General features: G+C 43.9%; 20 protein-coding genes and 1 tRNA gene. 18 read left to right on the top strand and 3 right to left on the bottom strand.

Annotated elements, in window-relative coordinates:
- The first annotated feature begins 8 nt into the window (after positions 1–8).
- The 3 genes from OIT45_RS01495 to OIT45_RS01485 all read left to right on the top strand — a co-directional run bounded on the left by OIT45_RS01495 (position 9) and on the right by OIT45_RS01485 (position 3,568).
- A complete protein-coding gene (locus tag OIT45_RS01495; RefSeq protein ID WP_135797494.1) occupies positions 9–194 on the top strand; it encodes a 2-hydroxymuconate tautomerase in 186 nt (61 codons plus the stop codon).
- 93 nt (positions 195–287) lie between these two features.
- Positions 288–1,793 carry a glycerol kinase GlpK gene (gene glpK / locus OIT45_RS01490; protein ID WP_199404643.1) on the top strand — a complete coding sequence of 502 codons (1,506 nt, stop codon included), beginning with the start codon at positions 288–290 and terminating at the stop codon, positions 1,791–1,793.
- A 437-nt stretch (positions 1,794–2,230) separates the two neighbouring features.
- On the top strand, positions 2,231–3,568 hold the full coding sequence (locus tag OIT45_RS01485) for a C40 family peptidase (RefSeq protein WP_199404644.1): 1,338 nt from the start codon (positions 2,231–2,233) through the stop codon (positions 3,566–3,568).
- An 87-nt stretch (positions 3,569–3,655) separates the two neighbouring features.
- Here the strand turns inward: OIT45_RS01485 and OIT45_RS01480 are convergent, their stop codons facing one another.
- Both OIT45_RS01480 and mscL read right to left on the bottom strand, forming a co-directional pair.
- Entirely contained in the window at positions 3,656–4,300 is a 645-nt protein-coding gene (locus OIT45_RS01480) for a deoxynucleoside kinase (RefSeq protein WP_135797497.1), read from the bottom strand.
- Between the two features lie 217 nt (positions 4,301–4,517).
- Positions 4,518–4,913, bottom strand: coding sequence for a large conductance mechanosensitive channel protein MscL (mscL, locus tag OIT45_RS01475; protein ID WP_003609043.1), 396 nt, complete (start codon positions 4,911–4,913; stop codon positions 4,518–4,520).
- Positions 4,914–5,088: 175 nt separating this feature from the next.
- Here mscL and OIT45_RS01470 point away from each other — a divergent pair, with 175 nt between their 5' ends.
- The 7 genes from OIT45_RS01470 to OIT45_RS01440 all read left to right on the top strand — a co-directional run bounded on the left by OIT45_RS01470 (position 5,089) and on the right by OIT45_RS01440 (position 8,664).
- The gene (locus OIT45_RS01470) at positions 5,089–5,916 is read left to right on the top strand and encodes a Cof-type HAD-IIB family hydrolase (RefSeq protein ID WP_135797498.1); all 828 of its coding nucleotides are present in this window, start codon (positions 5,089–5,091) and stop codon (positions 5,914–5,916) included.
- A gap of 13 nt (positions 5,917–5,929) precedes the next feature.
- Positions 5,930–6,142, top strand: a complete 213-nt coding sequence (locus OIT45_RS01465) for a hypothetical protein (protein ID WP_135797499.1) — start codon at positions 5,930–5,932, stop codon at positions 6,140–6,142.
- On the top strand, positions 6,135–6,863 hold the full coding sequence (locus OIT45_RS01460) for a CPBP family intramembrane glutamic endopeptidase (protein WP_199404645.1): 729 nt from the start codon (positions 6,135–6,137) through the stop codon (positions 6,861–6,863). The genes OIT45_RS01465 and OIT45_RS01460 overlap by 8 nt, the downstream gene beginning before the upstream one ends.
- 148 nt (positions 6,864–7,011) lie before the next feature.
- Entirely contained in the window at positions 7,012–7,431 is a 420-nt protein-coding gene (locus OIT45_RS01455) for a hypothetical protein (RefSeq protein WP_199404646.1), read from the top strand.
- Positions 7,432–7,522: 91 nt separating this feature from the next.
- Positions 7,523–7,930: an iron-sulfur cluster biosynthesis family protein gene (locus tag OIT45_RS01450; RefSeq protein WP_071707099.1), complete on the top strand. Its 408-nt coding sequence runs from the start codon at positions 7,523–7,525 to the stop codon at positions 7,928–7,930.
- Positions 7,931–8,015: 85 nt separating this feature from the next.
- On the top strand, positions 8,016–8,528 hold the full coding sequence (locus OIT45_RS01445; RefSeq protein ID WP_135797502.1) for an antibiotic biosynthesis monooxygenase: 513 nt from the start codon (positions 8,016–8,018) through the stop codon (positions 8,526–8,528).
- Between the two features lie 52 nt (positions 8,529–8,580).
- Positions 8,581–8,664: transfer RNA gene (locus OIT45_RS01440), tRNA-Leu, on the top strand.
- 47 nt (positions 8,665–8,711) lie between these two features.
- Here OIT45_RS01440 and OIT45_RS01435 read toward each other — a convergent pair.
- On the bottom strand, positions 8,712–9,278 hold the full coding sequence (locus OIT45_RS01435) for a hypothetical protein (protein ID WP_199404647.1): 567 nt from the start codon (positions 9,276–9,278) through the stop codon (positions 8,712–8,714).
- Positions 9,279–9,429: 151 nt separating this feature from the next.
- Between OIT45_RS01435 and OIT45_RS01430 the strand changes: the two genes are divergently transcribed.
- From OIT45_RS01430 to OIT45_RS01395, 8 genes are all read left to right on the top strand, one after another.
- Positions 9,430–9,888 (top strand): phosphate-starvation-inducible PsiE family protein, encoded by a 459-nt coding sequence (locus OIT45_RS01430; protein WP_199404648.1) that lies wholly within the window; start codon positions 9,430–9,432, stop codon positions 9,886–9,888.
- Positions 9,889–9,972: 84 nt separating this feature from the next.
- Entirely contained in the window at positions 9,973–10,755 is a 783-nt protein-coding gene (locus OIT45_RS01425) for a 5-bromo-4-chloroindolyl phosphate hydrolysis family protein (RefSeq protein WP_135797543.1), read from the top strand.
- A complete protein-coding gene (locus OIT45_RS01420; protein WP_264339783.1) occupies positions 10,752–11,792 on the top strand; it encodes a toxic anion resistance protein in 1,041 nt (346 codons plus the stop codon). The genes OIT45_RS01425 and OIT45_RS01420 overlap by 4 nt, the downstream gene beginning before the upstream one ends.
- Positions 11,732–11,860, top strand: coding sequence for a toxic anion resistance protein (locus OIT45_RS01415; protein ID WP_264339782.1), 129 nt, complete (start codon positions 11,732–11,734; stop codon positions 11,858–11,860). The genes OIT45_RS01420 and OIT45_RS01415 overlap by 61 nt, the downstream gene beginning before the upstream one ends.
- A gap of 335 nt (positions 11,861–12,195) precedes the next feature.
- Complete coding sequence (gene spxA / locus OIT45_RS01410) at positions 12,196–12,594, top strand: transcriptional regulator SpxA (RefSeq protein WP_003610170.1); 399 nt, start codon at positions 12,196–12,198, stop codon at positions 12,592–12,594.
- A 163-nt stretch (positions 12,595–12,757) separates the two neighbouring features.
- Positions 12,758–13,501 carry an adaptor protein MecA gene (locus OIT45_RS01405; protein ID WP_264339781.1) on the top strand — a complete coding sequence of 248 codons (744 nt, stop codon included), beginning with the start codon at positions 12,758–12,760 and terminating at the stop codon, positions 13,499–13,501.
- Positions 13,502–14,174: 673 nt separating this feature from the next.
- On the top strand, positions 14,175–15,632 hold the full coding sequence (locus OIT45_RS01400) for a 6-phospho-beta-glucosidase (protein WP_199404650.1): 1,458 nt from the start codon (positions 14,175–14,177) through the stop codon (positions 15,630–15,632).
- Between the two features lie 48 nt (positions 15,633–15,680).
- Positions 15,681–15,998, top strand: coding sequence for a PTS sugar transporter subunit IIB (locus OIT45_RS01395; protein ID WP_003610163.1), 318 nt, complete (start codon positions 15,681–15,683; stop codon positions 15,996–15,998).
- The last annotated feature ends 69 nt before the right edge of the window (positions 15,999–16,067 follow it).

Below are 16,067 nucleotides of genomic sequence, written 5' to 3'. Positions count from 1 at the left end.
ACATAATAATGCCATTTGTACACGTAGAATTGGTTGAAGGTCGTTCAGACGAACAATTGAAGGCTATGATGGCTGACATCACTGCAGCTGTCGAAAAGAACACTGGGGCACCACGCGAGGCCATTAAGGTAATCGTTAACGAAATGCGCGCTGACCGTTTCATGGACGGCGGTACTTTGCGTTCTGAAAAGTAATTGCGTACAATAAGAGAGGTGGTTTTAAAAACCATCTCTCTTTTTTTACGCAGCGGGGATGCGTAAGTAATAAACGAATTATTAGGAGCTTTTATGGCTGATCAATTTATCATGGCCCTTGATCAAGGGACCACAAGTACGCGTGCCATTTTGTTTGACGAAACAGGTACGGCCATTGCAACGGCACAAAAAGAGTTGCCACAAATCTTTAAGCAACCAGGTTGGGTCGAACATGATGCAATGACTATCTGGGATGACGCTCGTCAAGTAATGGCCGAAGTTGTCATTAAGGCTAACATTCCGCCTTATAAGGTTGCTGGAATTGGTGTGACGAATCAACGTGAAACAACGGTGATTTGGGACCGTTTGACGGGTGAGCCAATTGCACCAGCTGTTGTTTGGCAGTCAAAGCAGAGTGACGCGATTGCTGAACAACTTAAGGCGGATGGATTGACGGACTGGGTCTACGAGAAGACTGGTCTTTGGATTGATGCGTACTTCTCTGCAACGAAGATTATGTGGTTGCTTGATAATGTACCAGGTGCTCGTGAGCGTGCAGAACGTGGCGAATTGTTATTTGGTACGATTGATAGCTGGCTATTGTATAAGTTGACGAATGGTGCGGTCCACGCAACGGATTACTCAAACGCATCACGTACAATGTTATTCAACATTCATACGTTGTCATGGGATCAAGACTTGTTGGACAAGTTCAATATTCCAGCAAGTATGTTGCCTGACGTCAAGGATTCATCTGGTGTATTCGGATACACGGCAGATTATGCTTTCTTTGGTATTCAAGTACCAGTTGCCGGAATTGCCGGTGACCAACAGGCCGCTTTATTTGGACACAAGGCGTTTAAAGCAGGTGATGTTAAGAATACTTTTGGGACGGGTTCATTCATTGTGATGAATACTGGGGATGATATTGCGACATCAAAGAATGGGTTGTTGACGACGATTGGGTATGGATTGGATGGTAAGGTAACGTACGCCTTGGAAGGATCAGTCTTTATTGCTGGGGCCGCTATTCAATGGCTTCGCGATGGCTTGGAATTGATTAAGAGCGCCAAGGAGACGGCTGACTTGGCCGAGGTAGCTCGCGAACAACATCCTGAACCAATTTACCTTGTGCCGGCTTTCAGTGGCCTAGGTGCGCCATATTGGGACCAAAACGTCCGTGGCGCGATGTTTGGTTTGACGCGTGCAACGACAAAGGGAGATGTTGTTCGTGCGACGCTGGAGTCGTTGGCCTACCAAACGCGTGATGTGCTAGATGCTATGCAAACTGATACTGGTTTGACCGTTGGTAGTTTGGTAATTGATGGTGGGGCGGCAGCAAATAACTACCTACAACAATTCCAAGCAGATTTGATTAACGTACCGGTTCGTCGTCCAAAGCAGCTTGAAACGACGGCCCTTGGTGCTGCATATCTTGCGGGCTTAGGCGTTGGTTACTGGGAATCAATGGATGCACTACCAGAACAAGCAGCAACCGAGATGAAAGAACCGCTAACAGAACGCCAAACTGAAATGGTGACTGCTTACGCGGGATGGCAACGAGCAGTCAAAGCCGCACGTATGTTCCCTTTGAACTAAACTAAATGCAACGTAAACTTGATAAGTTTGTAAATAAATAATTTCAAAGTATATATACGTTGCAATACAAATGAAATAATGAAAATGACGATTAGGACAATCTGCCTGTGACACAGGTGGTGTTCAAATCGTCATTTTTATTTGTATTAGTGCGGGTTTGCCTGTGACACATTTTGATCGGTGACGGTTATCTTAAATTTTACTAAAACATAGATTTTGTATTTGACATGCTAAAGTGTGAATTTTTGCATCCGAACATAAGTTCCCCACATTTTGATGGGAAAATAGGGTATTATAGAGTAGTCGAGATATTATTTAAAACTTTCTTAACATTTTTTTGTAGACAAGAGTATATAAGGCAGAGTGGTAATGTCGGAGGCCTTGACCTCAGACGTGACCAACAGCTGCTGTGATAAATCCTGAGAGGAGTAGTTCATATGGGACAAGTATCAACTAAAGCAATCGTTGCTGGTGTGGCAGGCGCTCTGGGTGTTGTTGCAACAACGCAAGTGCCAATGGTACAAGCAGCGGTTGATCAATTAGCGAACATCGCAACTGATTCAGAGCACGTTGCGACGACACATGAAGCATCAACAGTGGTGGACAATGATGATAAGCAAGTGACGACGAAGTCAGATGTTGTTCGTGACAAGGTATTGGCAACAGCGCCAAAGATTTCTTTGCGTGCAGTTGCCAACGTGGCACCGGTGGCGCCAGCAACTGACAAAGTGGGAGATGTCGAGTTGCTAGCTAATTCGGAGGCTGAAGCACCATCATCAGCGACGGCAGTTTACACGCCAGCCGAGTCTTCAGCTGCGACAAGTGCAGCGGTGACACCAGCTGAGCAAGCCGTTGTGTCAGAAGCTGAGGCAACGACAGAGAAGCCCGCTGATACAATCACGTATACGATTAAGGATGGCGACACGCTTGGCCAATTGGCCGCCCAATATGGTGTTTCAGTAGCAGATATTCAAGCTTTGAACCCTGATGTTGATGTGACAATGTTGCAAATTGGGCAAACTGTCTACATTCCATCAACCGGTACTGTGAGTGCCGCACCAGCCTCTGTTGCTGCATCAGAGGCACCATCTGTTGCTAGCGTAGCGCCGTCAGAAGCGCCAACTGTCGCTGAGTCATCAGTCGTTTCTCAAACGTCAGTTGCCTCAGAAGCCCCAGCGGTTTCAGAAGCCTCAGTCGCACCAGTTGAGTCATCAGTTGTAAGTGAAGCCCCCGTCATTGCCTCAGAGGCGCCGGTTGAAACACCAGCGACATCTGTCGCAACTACAGAGACGTCGGTTGCACCATCAGAAGCAGCGTCGGTTACATCAGAAGCACCAGCTTCTGATTATGTGAACGCACCAGCAACGGTTCAAGGTGGTTTGACGGCATCACAACGCACGGCAATTGTTAACGCCGCGTTGAAGTACGCTGGGCAAGATATTCCGTACGTATGGGGTGGAAAGACACCGGCCGGATTTGATTGCTCAGGTTTGGCGGCTTGGGTATTCAATGATGCGGGACTAAACCTGCCATCATACACAGTATCAGAAGAAGCATACGTTTCAACGACTGATGTGAAGACACCAGCTGACGTCATGGCCACTGCACAACCAGGAGATTTGTTGTTCTGGGGTGATCACGGTTCTTCATGGCACGTGGCGATTTATATCGGTAATGGTCAATATGTTGCCGCACCGGCGCCTGGTTATAACGTCCGTGTTGAAAACGTGACGGCTGGATTCATGCCTGCCTTTGTTGGTTCATATAACGTTTAAATTTAAAAACACAGATGAGTATTAAGCATCTGTGTTTTTTTGTGCACCAAAAAAGCCGTTAGCGCAGCGCTAACGGCTTTTCAATCGTTACTTAACAGTTGCATCAAGTTCAGCCAAACGGGCGTCAATCGTCGCTAGGACTGCTTGACGGTTGGCCTCGTCCTCAAGGTCAAATTGTTGCAAGTCGATCTTAATCTTTGGTGAAGCGTCATATTCTTCATACCACTTTTGGTATGCGCTCCACATCTTGAAGTAGTAGCTACGCAATTCGTCGTTGTCTTCGAATTGCTCGTAGTCACGACCACGCTTCTTAATACGGTACAAAATCGTGTCAAAGTCAGCATCGGCGAAAACCATCAAGTCAGGGCGACCCTTTTGCATCGTTTGAATTTCAGCCATCATGTTGTTCAACAACGTCATGTAAACATCAAGTTCGGCGTCTGAAATGTTACCTTCGCGGTGGTTCTCTTGTGTGAAGAGGGCGTCTTCATAAATTGAACGATCAAGGACATTGTTGTCGTCGGTCAAGGCCTTCTTAATCATCGCAAATCGCTTGTTCAAGAAGTAAATTTGCAATAGGAAACCGTATTGCTTTGGATCAGCGTAGTATAGGGGCAAAACCGGGTTTTCGCCAACTGGCTCGAAGAATGCTTGCGTCCCCAAATGCTTTGCAATCAAATCAGTCAATGTCGTCTTACCAACACCAATCATACCTGCCGTGATAATCACCATGGTAGTCCTTCTTCCTTCAGAATTTTGTTTCAAGAATCGTCAACTACAGCATAAGCTGCGTTGAATAACTGATAACTATCTTAGCCAAAATATGAATTTAATTCAACGTCTTGACAAATAAAAAAAGAATGCCAAGGCGGGACGAATCCCACCACTTAGGCATTCTTTGGAAAGTGAACAAAATATGTCTATTTTGTGTCGAAGATATCGTTCGGATTTAGTCCTTCTTTGCGGCCAAAGCATCACGGATTTCTTGCAAAACACCAAGCTCCGTTTCGATGGTTGCTTCTTCCTCTTCTTCAACTTCCTTAGACGTCAATGCTTGTGCCTTACGGATAGCCTTCAAAATCAAGAAGACGGCAAAACTAGTCAACAAGAACGTAATCAATGTTGAGATGAAAGCACCAATCTTGATGTCGGCAGATCCCACATGCCAAACAATGGCAGAAAATGAGATTGAACCCGTCACAATACCAACAAGTGGCATAATCAAATCATCAACAACTGACTTAACAACAGTTTGGAAAGCGGCACCCATGATGAAGGCGACAGCTAGGTCCATAACGTTTCCACGCATAATAAAGTCGCGGAACTCATTAATAAAATTACGCATCTGAATACTCTCCTATATTCCTTTTGTTACCTTGATTATAACTGTTTCGGAAATGTGACAGCAAGCAATAGCATTTGAAAAACAAAGTAAAAATCAGATAATTATTCACGAATTCGCAATAAGCGTTTGCCTTTATTTGTTACAATAGGGGGTAAAGACACGGGGGATAATATAGATGGTATATAAAATGTTAGTTTCAGACTTAGATGAGACGTTGTTGAATGATGATGGTACCGTCCATGAAGCCAATTTGGCAGCAATCAAGCAAGCTGTGGCGGCTGGATTTAAGTTTGTGCCCAACACGGGTCGTTCATTCAAATCAGTCCAAGAATTACTCAAGACATTGGGACTTTACGACCAAGCCGGACAATATGTTATCTCTTACAACGGGGCGGCAATTGTTGAAAATAAGGACAATCAAGTCTTATTGACGCGTGGCATGGATCTTGCACTTGCTGAAAAGATTTTCAAGGCTGGCTTGGTGAATGAGACAGTCGATGTCCACGTTTACACGGTAGATACATTGTTCATTTACAACATCTCACCAACTGATAAGCAATACATGGCTGAGCGTGGTGTGCCGTACGAATTGATGGCAACGGATGACCTGTCATTCTTGGCGAACGAACAACCTGTGATGAAGGTGATTTTTGAGCACCCAGATGAGGCTGTGCGCGAGCAAATTCGTGATGCAGTGCTAGCGGCTGTTGGTGCTGACCAAGTTGAAGCCACTTTCTCATCATCACGTTATGTTGAATTCAACAAGAAGGGTGTTGATAAGGGATCGGCATCGTTGTTGTTGGGTGAGAAGCTAGGTATTGCTCGTGATGAAATTATCGCCGCTGGTGACAACAATAATGATTTGAAGATGCTGACAGCAGTTGGACTAGGTGTCAGTGTTGCGAATGGTATTCCAGCAATCAAGGAAGCCGCTGATGTTGTGACGACAAAGACGAACAACGAGGGTGCGATTGCTGAAATTCTTGAAAAATACGTACTGTAAGGATAGGTAAATAATGGGATTAGCGTTGCAGATTGGAACAAGCATAATTACGGTGCTACTTTTTGTCGGGCTGGCAGCAGTCGCGAAAATAATGGCGTGGCCCCTCTGGGTGTCGATCCCAGTATTCTTGCTCCTGTTCGTCTTAATGACAGTTGTGATGTCATGGTTGACGGTAACGTTGCGATTAAAGGCGGAAAAAAAGGAGGAAGAGGCGAATAATGACTAAAACACATAACTGGATTGGTGACATCATCACGGGCTTGATTTGGATTGTCGTGGGTATCTTGTTGGACTTCGCGATTCAGGTTGCAGGGATGTACAGTGCACGTAGTATGGCGAGTTTGCTGCACGTTTCGCCTAATAGTGCTGGACCAATCATGACGATGGTGCTGTTCTTGGCGGTGTTTACTACAATCGTTGTAGTAGTCGTCGGTTACGGCGTTCGACAACGTTCACCGAAGCTAGGCCTGCACAAATTCAATGCGCATAAAGCGAATTGGATTTGGCGTGGCTATCTGATGATTATTGGTGCAGGAATACTGACGGTATTCTTACAATATATTTTTGCTGGTGGTTTCCAAACGGCAACGAATCAACAGGCACTTGAAAAAATGGCCAGCACAGGTGGCACGAATTTGGTGTTTGTCATTTTGTTGGCGGTAGTTGTGGCACCTCTCGTAGAGGAATTAATCTTCCGTGGTATCGTTCTGAACTACTTCTTTAAGGACGGACCTTGGTGGTTAAACGTGGTAATTTCAGGCGTGTTGTTCGGTTATTTCCACGTCTTCCAGGATTTCCAAATCTTTGCCCTCATTCAATATTCATTGATGGGAATTGCGTTAGCAGTGGTTTATAAGAAGACAAAACAGATTCAGTATTCGATGATGACGCACATGCTTAATAATGCGATTGCATCATTGTCATTAATCTCGATGGCGTTTCATTAATCGTTACACCGTGTGTTTCGAAAATGCAACATAAAAGGTGTCATGGAAGCTCCCTTAATCAGTGCATATCCGCTTGTTTTTCGATAAACTAATACTTGTAATTAGTAAGTATGCGAATATAAATAAGCACGGAAAGAGGATTTGGCACATGGCATTCATGGTTAACTTGAAGGAAGTTTACATCGACCCAGCAGACGTTGAGGCTTACTTGACGGAAATCGCTAACCTTTGGCAAGGTGAAGAAGACAACTACGAGAACGAAGCTGTAACGTCACAAATCATGGACTTTGTTTACAACAAGGACACGGATGACGCGCACTTTACGTTTAATAAGGCTGACAACGAGTTGGTTATGCGTAAGGGTAAGGACTTTTACCAATTGATTCGCCAAATTCGTACGAAGGTTGATTCAGAAGTGCCTGCCGATGTTACGCCATTGGTCGCACAAACAATCAACCAAAACGTTCAACAAAACTTGCGTATGCGTATGCAAATGCAATCTGGACCTTTTGCTCAAACGACGTCACGCGGTTACATCGCCCGTCAAGAAGCTGAAGGCAACAACTAATAGAAGAGGGACCGGCAGCTTTGTCGGTCCTTTTTTTGACCAATAAACCTGAAATTATTCTAAGATTAAATCAAAAGATGAGGTGATGAAGATGTATATTGAACTTGATGACTATGCAACGAACCGTGTGATGAACAATTTTGATCCGGAGACTCAAGTGATTTTGTTTGCGGTTGAAGACGGGATTAGCCCATACAATGACCCGCTAGATGTCACAATGGAAACAAGCTTTACAATCAATATCGTTAACAAGGATGTGCCATACCAACGCTGGTTTGATATGCCTTTGGAAACGAGCTTGGGTACCTGGTACATCAAGAGTACGTCAAAGTCTTTGCTGGCTGAAAACATGCAACTTCGGAAGAAGAACAACTTTGGTGGCTTGGCACTTGATTCAAATGAACAAGGTCGTTTGGTTGAAAGTGTGGCAGTTAAGGATGCAACTGGCGTTGATATTGCCGCATACGATGCTAATCAAAACGGACCAGAATATAAGTAAAGCGGATAGTTTTGACGGGTATTTTTGATATAAATTGGTTATAATGTTTTTAATCTAATTGGGGAATAATGTGGAGGAAAACATAATGACTGAATACTTACATGTCGCCTTTGGTTCAAAGGCAGTGTTGCAAAATGTGCGTAACGAACACTTGGATCACAAGTTGTTGATGATGGTTGATGACGAAGATAAGTCTCGCTATCAGCTGCTTGAAAAGACAACGAATAAGAAGTCAATTTTCGCAATGCCAACGACGTATGAAATCCTTGCTAGTCGTGGTGAAACGAGTGACATTCGTGGTTGGATGAATTTTACGTTCATCACATTAAATGACGCAGAGCGTGATAACTTCATTCGCCGTTATAATGCGTATGAAGAGGGGATGGATGAGCACGGTTTCATTAGCTCATTCTTGTTGCAACGTAACGATAATCAACATCAACTTGTGATGCTATCGACGTGGAATATGAAGTCTGACTGGGAGCTATGGCACGCCAAGAACGACTTCCCACTTCGTCAATATGAGAGTTCAAACAGTTTGTATGGTTTGATGCGTAAGCAATACAGCTTCGCGGCGTTCTCAAAGCAAAATATGTAAATAATCTATTCAATAACAGGATAATTTGATATAGTTATACTGTTATTGATATGCCGCCGTGGCGGAACTGGCAGACGCGCACCGTTCAGGTCGGTGTGAGAGCAATCTCGTGCAGGTTCGATTCCTGTCGGCGGCATACAAAAAGGATGATTCTCATACTTGAGAATCATCCTTTTTTGTTAATTAGTTGAGGCCTTCAGCGTGCTTGCTGGTTAACTTGAAATTACCTGATGCGCTTTTCGCAAAAGTAAGCGTCACAGATTTCGTGTTCTTATCATTATGCCAAGTTGCCACGCGCGTCGTTGGCGATGTATCGGTGTCATCTTTTTGTTCGTTTGGTTTGCCGAGCATGTCGCGAATGTCTTGATAAGTGTCACCGCCACGACCGGTTTTGCTATCGCCAACCGTTAGATTATCAAAGTCGATGCGCGTCCAATCAAATCCATCAGCCTGTTTATCGTTAATGTGTACAGACAAATGCTTGCTTTCGTGGCTGATTGAATTGCCATAATAGTTTTGGTTAATGCTGACCAATCCGATGCCTAATAGGCTCAGTAATGCCGTAATAATAGGCAATGTCTTATCGCCGTGCCGATCGAGCCAAAGGACGAATAATGCGGATGCAAATGCGATAATATCGATAACTAAGCCAACATGGTTGATAACTGGAATCCACGATAGCAATATGCCAATGAATGCAAGCGTTAATGCGGCTATTTTTGCTTTAAAGTAAGGTTGTTTCCCCGTCATAAAAATGAAGTCTCCTTTTCTATCTACAATAGCGTAGTTGTCGATTGATTACCGACGTGTTTTTTTCGTGCTAATCAGGAACTGGCGACTAATCAAAGTTTGTTTCAAGTCGTTTGTCTGATATGATTAAGAAAAGAAGCGAGGGTGGGCTATGAATCGTAAAATAATTGAAAAAGGGTACGCCATCATCCTTGACTTAGCGATGTTGGTGTTAGGTATTGTGATGATTGGGTTCTTTTTGAAGGAGCTCTGGGAATTAGTCACGATGCTGATGCATGTCGATTTGGCCACAGATTTCTTCGGTGTGGCAGAACGCATCTTGGAGACATTCTTGTTCTTCGAGTTTGTGGTGTTAACACGTGAGTACTTTATCCAAGATCGGATTTCTTTGCAGAACTTTATGTATATTGGGATTACGGCGTTGCTCCGAAATCTCTTGGTTTACCATGCCGATACGATTGGCATTTTGATTCAAGCAGCAGCGATTGCGATTTTGATTCTAGTGTTAGTTGTCTACCGCTGGTCGCGTCGTTATTTGGCAGATTTAGCACATCGTGAGGAGCGTGAAGAGATGGTGTTTGCTGAAGAGCATCCCGACGCAACGAAGTAGGTCTATGACCTACTTTTTTTGTCATGACAAGAGTTGTCGATTGCACGTATAATAGGATAAGGTGCTTTCGAGAGGATGAGAAAAATGCTGGATTTAGATAAAATTCCAAAAAAGACTTTAAGAAGAAGCAAGTGGATAACGGTTCTGATACTGTTCTTGGCGATTGGGTTTACGCCAACTTATCTAGACAGTATTTCGAACGTGTTAGTCTTCGCGTTCTTGGTAAGCATGGTTACTAAGCCGGCCTTTGTGTTTCGTTGGCTACTACCACTAATGCTAATTGGTGTTGTTTGGGCCATTCCGGGAATTGGCTGGCCAGTACAACTTGTGCTATCAGGTGTTGTTTTGGGTGCCCGTCAAGTCGTGTTTATGCCAATGAAACAAACAAAGGAACGAATTACGTCAGCCAAGCAAAAGCTAACAATCAATACTGATAACTTGTCGAAGCGTGACGTCAGTGTATTTAAAGCAACGTTCAATCGAACGTTAGCCAGTGTCGATCACGTGGAAGAATTGTTGCAGTTAACAACGGGATTGCGTAAAATTGCGGTTGAAACTGATGTGATGCGGTTTGCACGCGGCATTCTGAAAGAATTAGCTGACGATCCGACGCAATTAACGGAAGCAGATGAGTTTGTGTATACCCATTTGCCAAACATGGAACAAATTCTGGTCACGTATCAAGAAATTGCGAACCATGAAATGATTGACGAGTCGGACAAAGCACACTTGAAAGCGGCGCGTGAAGTGTTGCGCCAACTTGCTGACCAAATTCAACAAGACTACCGTTTAATCACACGAGATGACTTAAATTCACTTCGCGATCAAATCGATGTGGCGAAGCGAACGATGGGGGATAAAAAATGACAGAAGAAGTAATGACAAAAGAGACGGTGGCAACACCGGAGTTAACGGATACGTTGACTTCTGAGGAGAAATCAAAGGCCTTGCAATTGGCCCAAACATTGGACGTTGCAACAAGTGATTCAGTGTTAACTTATGGTGCGGATGCACAAAAGAATCTATCAGCCTTCTCACAAGGGGTACTGGATAAGGTTCAAAATCAAGACGTGGGACCAATTGGTGACTCACTCACTGAGTTGATGAATACATTGAATCAAGCCAGTCCAGATGATTTGCGTCCTGAAAAGCAAGGATTCTTTGCTCGTATCTTTAACCGTGTCCAAAAGTCAGTCTATGAGATGACGGCTAAGTACCAACGGATTGGTGCCCAAGTTGATAATGTGGCTGCCCGTTTGGATCGCCACAAGGATTCATTGTTGGCTGATAACAAGATGTTGGATGGCTTGTTCCAAGAAAATCTTGATTTCTTTAACCAATTGAATGTTTATATTGGTGGTGCGGAGATGAAGTTGAGCGATGTGCGACAACGTGAATTGCCAGCTGCTCAAGAAAAGGCACGCCAAACGAACAACCAACTTGATGTTCAAAAGGTGCAAGATTTAGTGCAATTTGAGCAACGTTTGGAAAAGCGTAACAATGATTTGAAGTTGACCCGCCAAATTGCGTTGCAACAGGCACCACAAATTCGATTAATCCAATCAACGAATCAAGTATTGGCAGAAAAGATTCAAGCGTCTGTTTCGACGGCTATTCCATTGTGGAAGAATCAAGTTGCAATTGCTTTGACGTTGTTGAAGCAAAAGAATGCGGTTATTGCACAACGCGCGGTGGCGGATACGACCAACGAATTGTTGCGTGCCAATGCTGATATGCTCCACCAAAGTGCGGTTGAAACGGCAAAGGAGAACGAGCGTGGTGTTGTTGATATCGAAACACTCCAAGAAACGCAAAACAGCTTGATTGCAACAATTAAGAGACAATGCAAATTCAACGTGACGGCCGTGCTAAGCGTGCGGATGCTGAGCAGCAAATGCAAGTGATGGAGAATGAGTTGAAGGAAAAGTTGTTAGGGATGGCCGAAAACCAAGGTCGCAAAGACATTAATTAAAAAAATTTTTTCGCGGGCATTTTTATAAATGTCCGCGTTTTTTGTCATGATAAATTCACGTTTTCAGCTGAATTTCAGGCGTTAGGAAATATATACAAAAAGATTTGATAACTGTATTGTTTCGTGCATTAACCCCATTAAATCAATAGCGAACATGTAAACTCGGCCTTAATCGTTTTTTAATAAATTGTGGCCGTAAGCGCCGGTTTGACTGTCATATTTCTGTAATTTATTCGCAATTTTTCGTAAAAATGGGGGTTACATGTTCACATATTCGCGGTTATAATAGGAGCCATAGGTAGCAGTAACGCCGTAGAAGCCGGAAGGAGGCACATATGGTCACGTTATACACATCACCTAGTTGCACATCATGCCGCAAAGCGCGTGCATGGCTCGAAGAAAACGCCATTCCCTATACTGAGCGTAATGTCTTCAAGGAGCCATTGAGCCGAGATGAGATTAAGAACATCCTTCGCATGACGGAAGATGGCACTGAAGAAATCATCTCAACCCGATCAAAGCTATTTGCTGAATTGGATGTGAAGCTAGATGACTTGTCATTGAGTCAATTAATTGAAATGATTCAACAGCAACCTGCGCTATTGAAGCGCCCATTAATGATTGATGAAAAGCGTATGCAGGTTGGTTACAACGAAGATGAGATTCGTCGCTTCTTGCCACACGAGGTTCGCCAACAAGAACTTAAGCGAGCAACCCTTATGGTGGATTTGTAACATCCTAACCCATACATAGAAAATGAGGCTGCTGGATGTGGCCTCTTTTTTAGCCCAAATTGGTGGTTAAAACACTAATATATCGACTATTAATCAGTAACTTTGTTATAATGGCTTACAAAGATAAGTTCCCGAATAACGGGAAGGGAAGGGGTGCCCAATTATGGAAATGGAACGCATTAATGAGGATACAATTCGAGTTGTGGTGACGAACGACGACCTCGCAGAACGCAGTATCTCAGTGATCGATTTGCTGGGCAACCAGGAAGAAATTGAACGTTTCTTCTACAATATCTTGGAAGAAGTTGATGTTGAGCATGATTTTGAAAACAATGAGGCTGTCACTTTCCAAGTATTGCCAAACCGAAATGGCTTGGAGTTGTTTATTTCTAAGAACATTGGTGATAAGGCCATGATGGATGGGGTTATCAACTCAATGTTTGGAAATCGCGATGCGGGCGATGTAAACGATGATGTTTCAGACAGTTTGTTGGAGCAACTACTTGATAACGATGGTACAAGCGATCGTAAGCCAAAGGCTAACAGCCGTGCCCGTGCTGAAGAACAAGCTGCCAACCAAATGGTTAATGCAGCTCGTGAATTGGCACGTGACAAGCAAGGTCGTCGTCAAGTTATCTTGAAGTTCAACGACTTTGAAGCTATTATCCAATTCGCTAAGATGATGCAAGAAGAAGTCGGTGATTCAAAGGTTATCGAATACAACAAGGCATATTACCTTGAGTTGTCATTCGATGATTTAGTTTCACAAACTGGTCTGCAAGACATCACCGCGGTAGCACGTGAGTATGGTGAAGTAACGCCGGTAGCAGCCGAAGTGCTTGCAGAACACGGACGTACGATTTTCGCTGAAAACGCATTGACGCAAGTGTTGTCATACTTTAACTAGAATAAAGCCCAAAAGCACACAATCGATTTTTCGGTTGTGTGCTTTTTTGTCGTGCGCTGGGGGTGTGGCCTCTTAGCGGGTTTCCCGCTTAGAGACACGAGGAGGTATAGGTATACGCGCCATCGGCGTGGACTCCGCTCCCCACAGGTCATGGTCCACTTGGGTTAGCGAAAAGCCATGACCGGAGCGTGTCTCGACACGCGTAGGAAATCAGGCGGCTTCCTGTGAAGGCATAAGAGCCGCGTGAAAAGAAGGGGCAGGTCACTCCGGCCGTCAGGACGGACACTTACCACCAAATAAAACACCACAAACCAAAACCATTGACCATATACAAATCTTATAAATTAACGAAAAAGAATTACGTCAAAAAACTAGTTTGTTGCAAAAGTTTTACAAATTAAAAGGTGGTCAATGTATCAAATGATTATGTGCCCTATTTGGCAGAAAACGCTTTCATTGTTGCTGTTTTGGGATTGTTAATAAAAAAACTTACAACTTAATCACAGACTATAACCGTCAGAATTCATACTTTAGTCTTTTTGTTCGAAACTTTTACAAAATATATCTGTAATATAGTTGTTACAACGAAGCAGTAAATTGTGAATGTAAACGCTTACATAAATTTATTTGCGACGTTGGGTTTTCACTTTATGTAACCGACTAGGGGGATATTATGGGACTAAAGTTGAATGATGATTTCTTGTGGGGTGGCGCAATTGCTGCCCACCAAGCCGAGGGTGCTTGGAACGTTGGTGGTAAGGGTGTCTCAATTGCAGACATCTTGACTGCCGGCGCTCACGAGAAGCCACGTGAAATCACAGATGGTGTGATCGAGGGATTGAATTATCCTAACCATCACGGTATCTACTTCTATGATACTTACAAGGCGGACTTGGCTTTGATGGCCGAGATGGGCTTTAAGGCATTCCGTACTTCGATTGCTTGGACGCGTATTTTCCCAAATGGTGATGACGCAGCGCCAAACGAAGAAGGATTGCAATTCTACGATGATATGTTTGATGAAATGAATCGTCTTGGAATTGAGCCAGTTATCACATTGAACCACTTTGAGATGCCATATCACTTGGTAACGGAATACGGTGGTTGGTCTGATCGTCGTTTGATTGATTTCTTCGTAAAGTATGCCGAGACAGTTTTCACTCGCTATAAGGACAAGGTGAAGTACTGGATGACGCACAACGAAATTTCAAATCAAGCTAACTTGACTGACGAAACGATGGGCGAATTCATGATCTGGACGAATTCAGGTTTGAAGTTCCCAGAAGGTACGCCAGCCGAAGAAAAGTTGGCAGCGATGGTTCAAGCCGGTCACTACGAATTGGTAGCCAGTGCTAAGGCTGTTCAAATCGGACATGCAATCAATCCTGATTTCGTAATCGGCGGTATGTTGAACGTTGCACCGTTGTACCCAGCCTCATCAAAGCCAGCTGATATGTTGGCGGTACAAAAGGCCCGTCAAGCACGTGACTGGTTCTCAGATGTTCACGTTCGTGGTGAGTATCCAGCCGAATTTGAAGCCTTTGCAAAGCGTACGGGGATGCGCCCTGATATCACTGAAGAAGATCGCGAAGCACTTCGCGCCGGAACGGTTGATTACTTGGCCATTTCTTACTACAACTCATTTGTGATTAAGGCGACATCAGATGACGATGCCGAATTCGATAACCTGCATGGTTACGAAATCGTGCCAAATCCTGAAGTACAAGTTTCAGATTGGGGTTGGGCAATTGACCCACAAGGTTTGCGTTACACGTTGAACGAATTAAACGACTTGTACCCAGGTTTGCCAATCATGATTGTCGAAAACGGCTTTGGGGCTTACGACGAAGTAGTTGATGGTAAGGTTCATGACCAATACCGTATTGATTACTTGAAGGCGCACGTTGCTGAAGTTGAAAAGGCAGTTGTGATGGATGGTATCCCAGTAATCGGTTACCTATCATGGGGACCAATTGACATTGTGTCAGCAGGTACTGGTGAAATGAGTAAGCGTTACGGTTACATTTATGTTGACTTGGATGACATGGGCGAAGGTTCGGGTGAGCGTTTGCGCAAGGATTCATTTGATTGGTATAAGCAAGTAATCGCCTCACATGGTGTGGACTTGTAATTTAATTCTAAAAAATTTTTATTAAAGGTATTTCTGGAGGAAATAATTATGGCAGACAAGACAATTATGTTGGCATGTGCGGCAGGAATGTCAACTTCAATGTTGGTTAAGCGTATGCAAGATGCAGCTAAGGCTGAAGGTAAGGACTACGAGATTTTTGCAAAGTCAACGTCAGATATTGACGCAGAATTGGCATCAGATCACAAGCCTGACGTATTGTTGCTTGGACCTCAAGTCGGTTACTTGAAGAACGATGTTAAGAAGAAGACTGACGAAGCTGGTATTCCAATGGATGTTATCAACATGATGGACTACGGCATGATGAAGGGTGACAAGGTTTTGGCAGCAGCCGAAGCAATGATGTAACACGATTTGAGCAGTAACAAATGACGGTTTGACTGACTGGTAGCGTAATGACCAGTCAGTCATTAGCAT

The sequence above is a fragment of the Weissella sp. LMG 11983 genome (assembly GCF_025908495.1).
Taxonomy (GTDB): Bacteria; Bacillota; Bacilli; order Lactobacillales; family Lactobacillaceae; genus Weissella; species Weissella fermenti.
The sequence above is the reverse complement of the archived record's forward strand: the minus strand, read 5'-3'. Positions and strand labels throughout refer to the sequence as shown.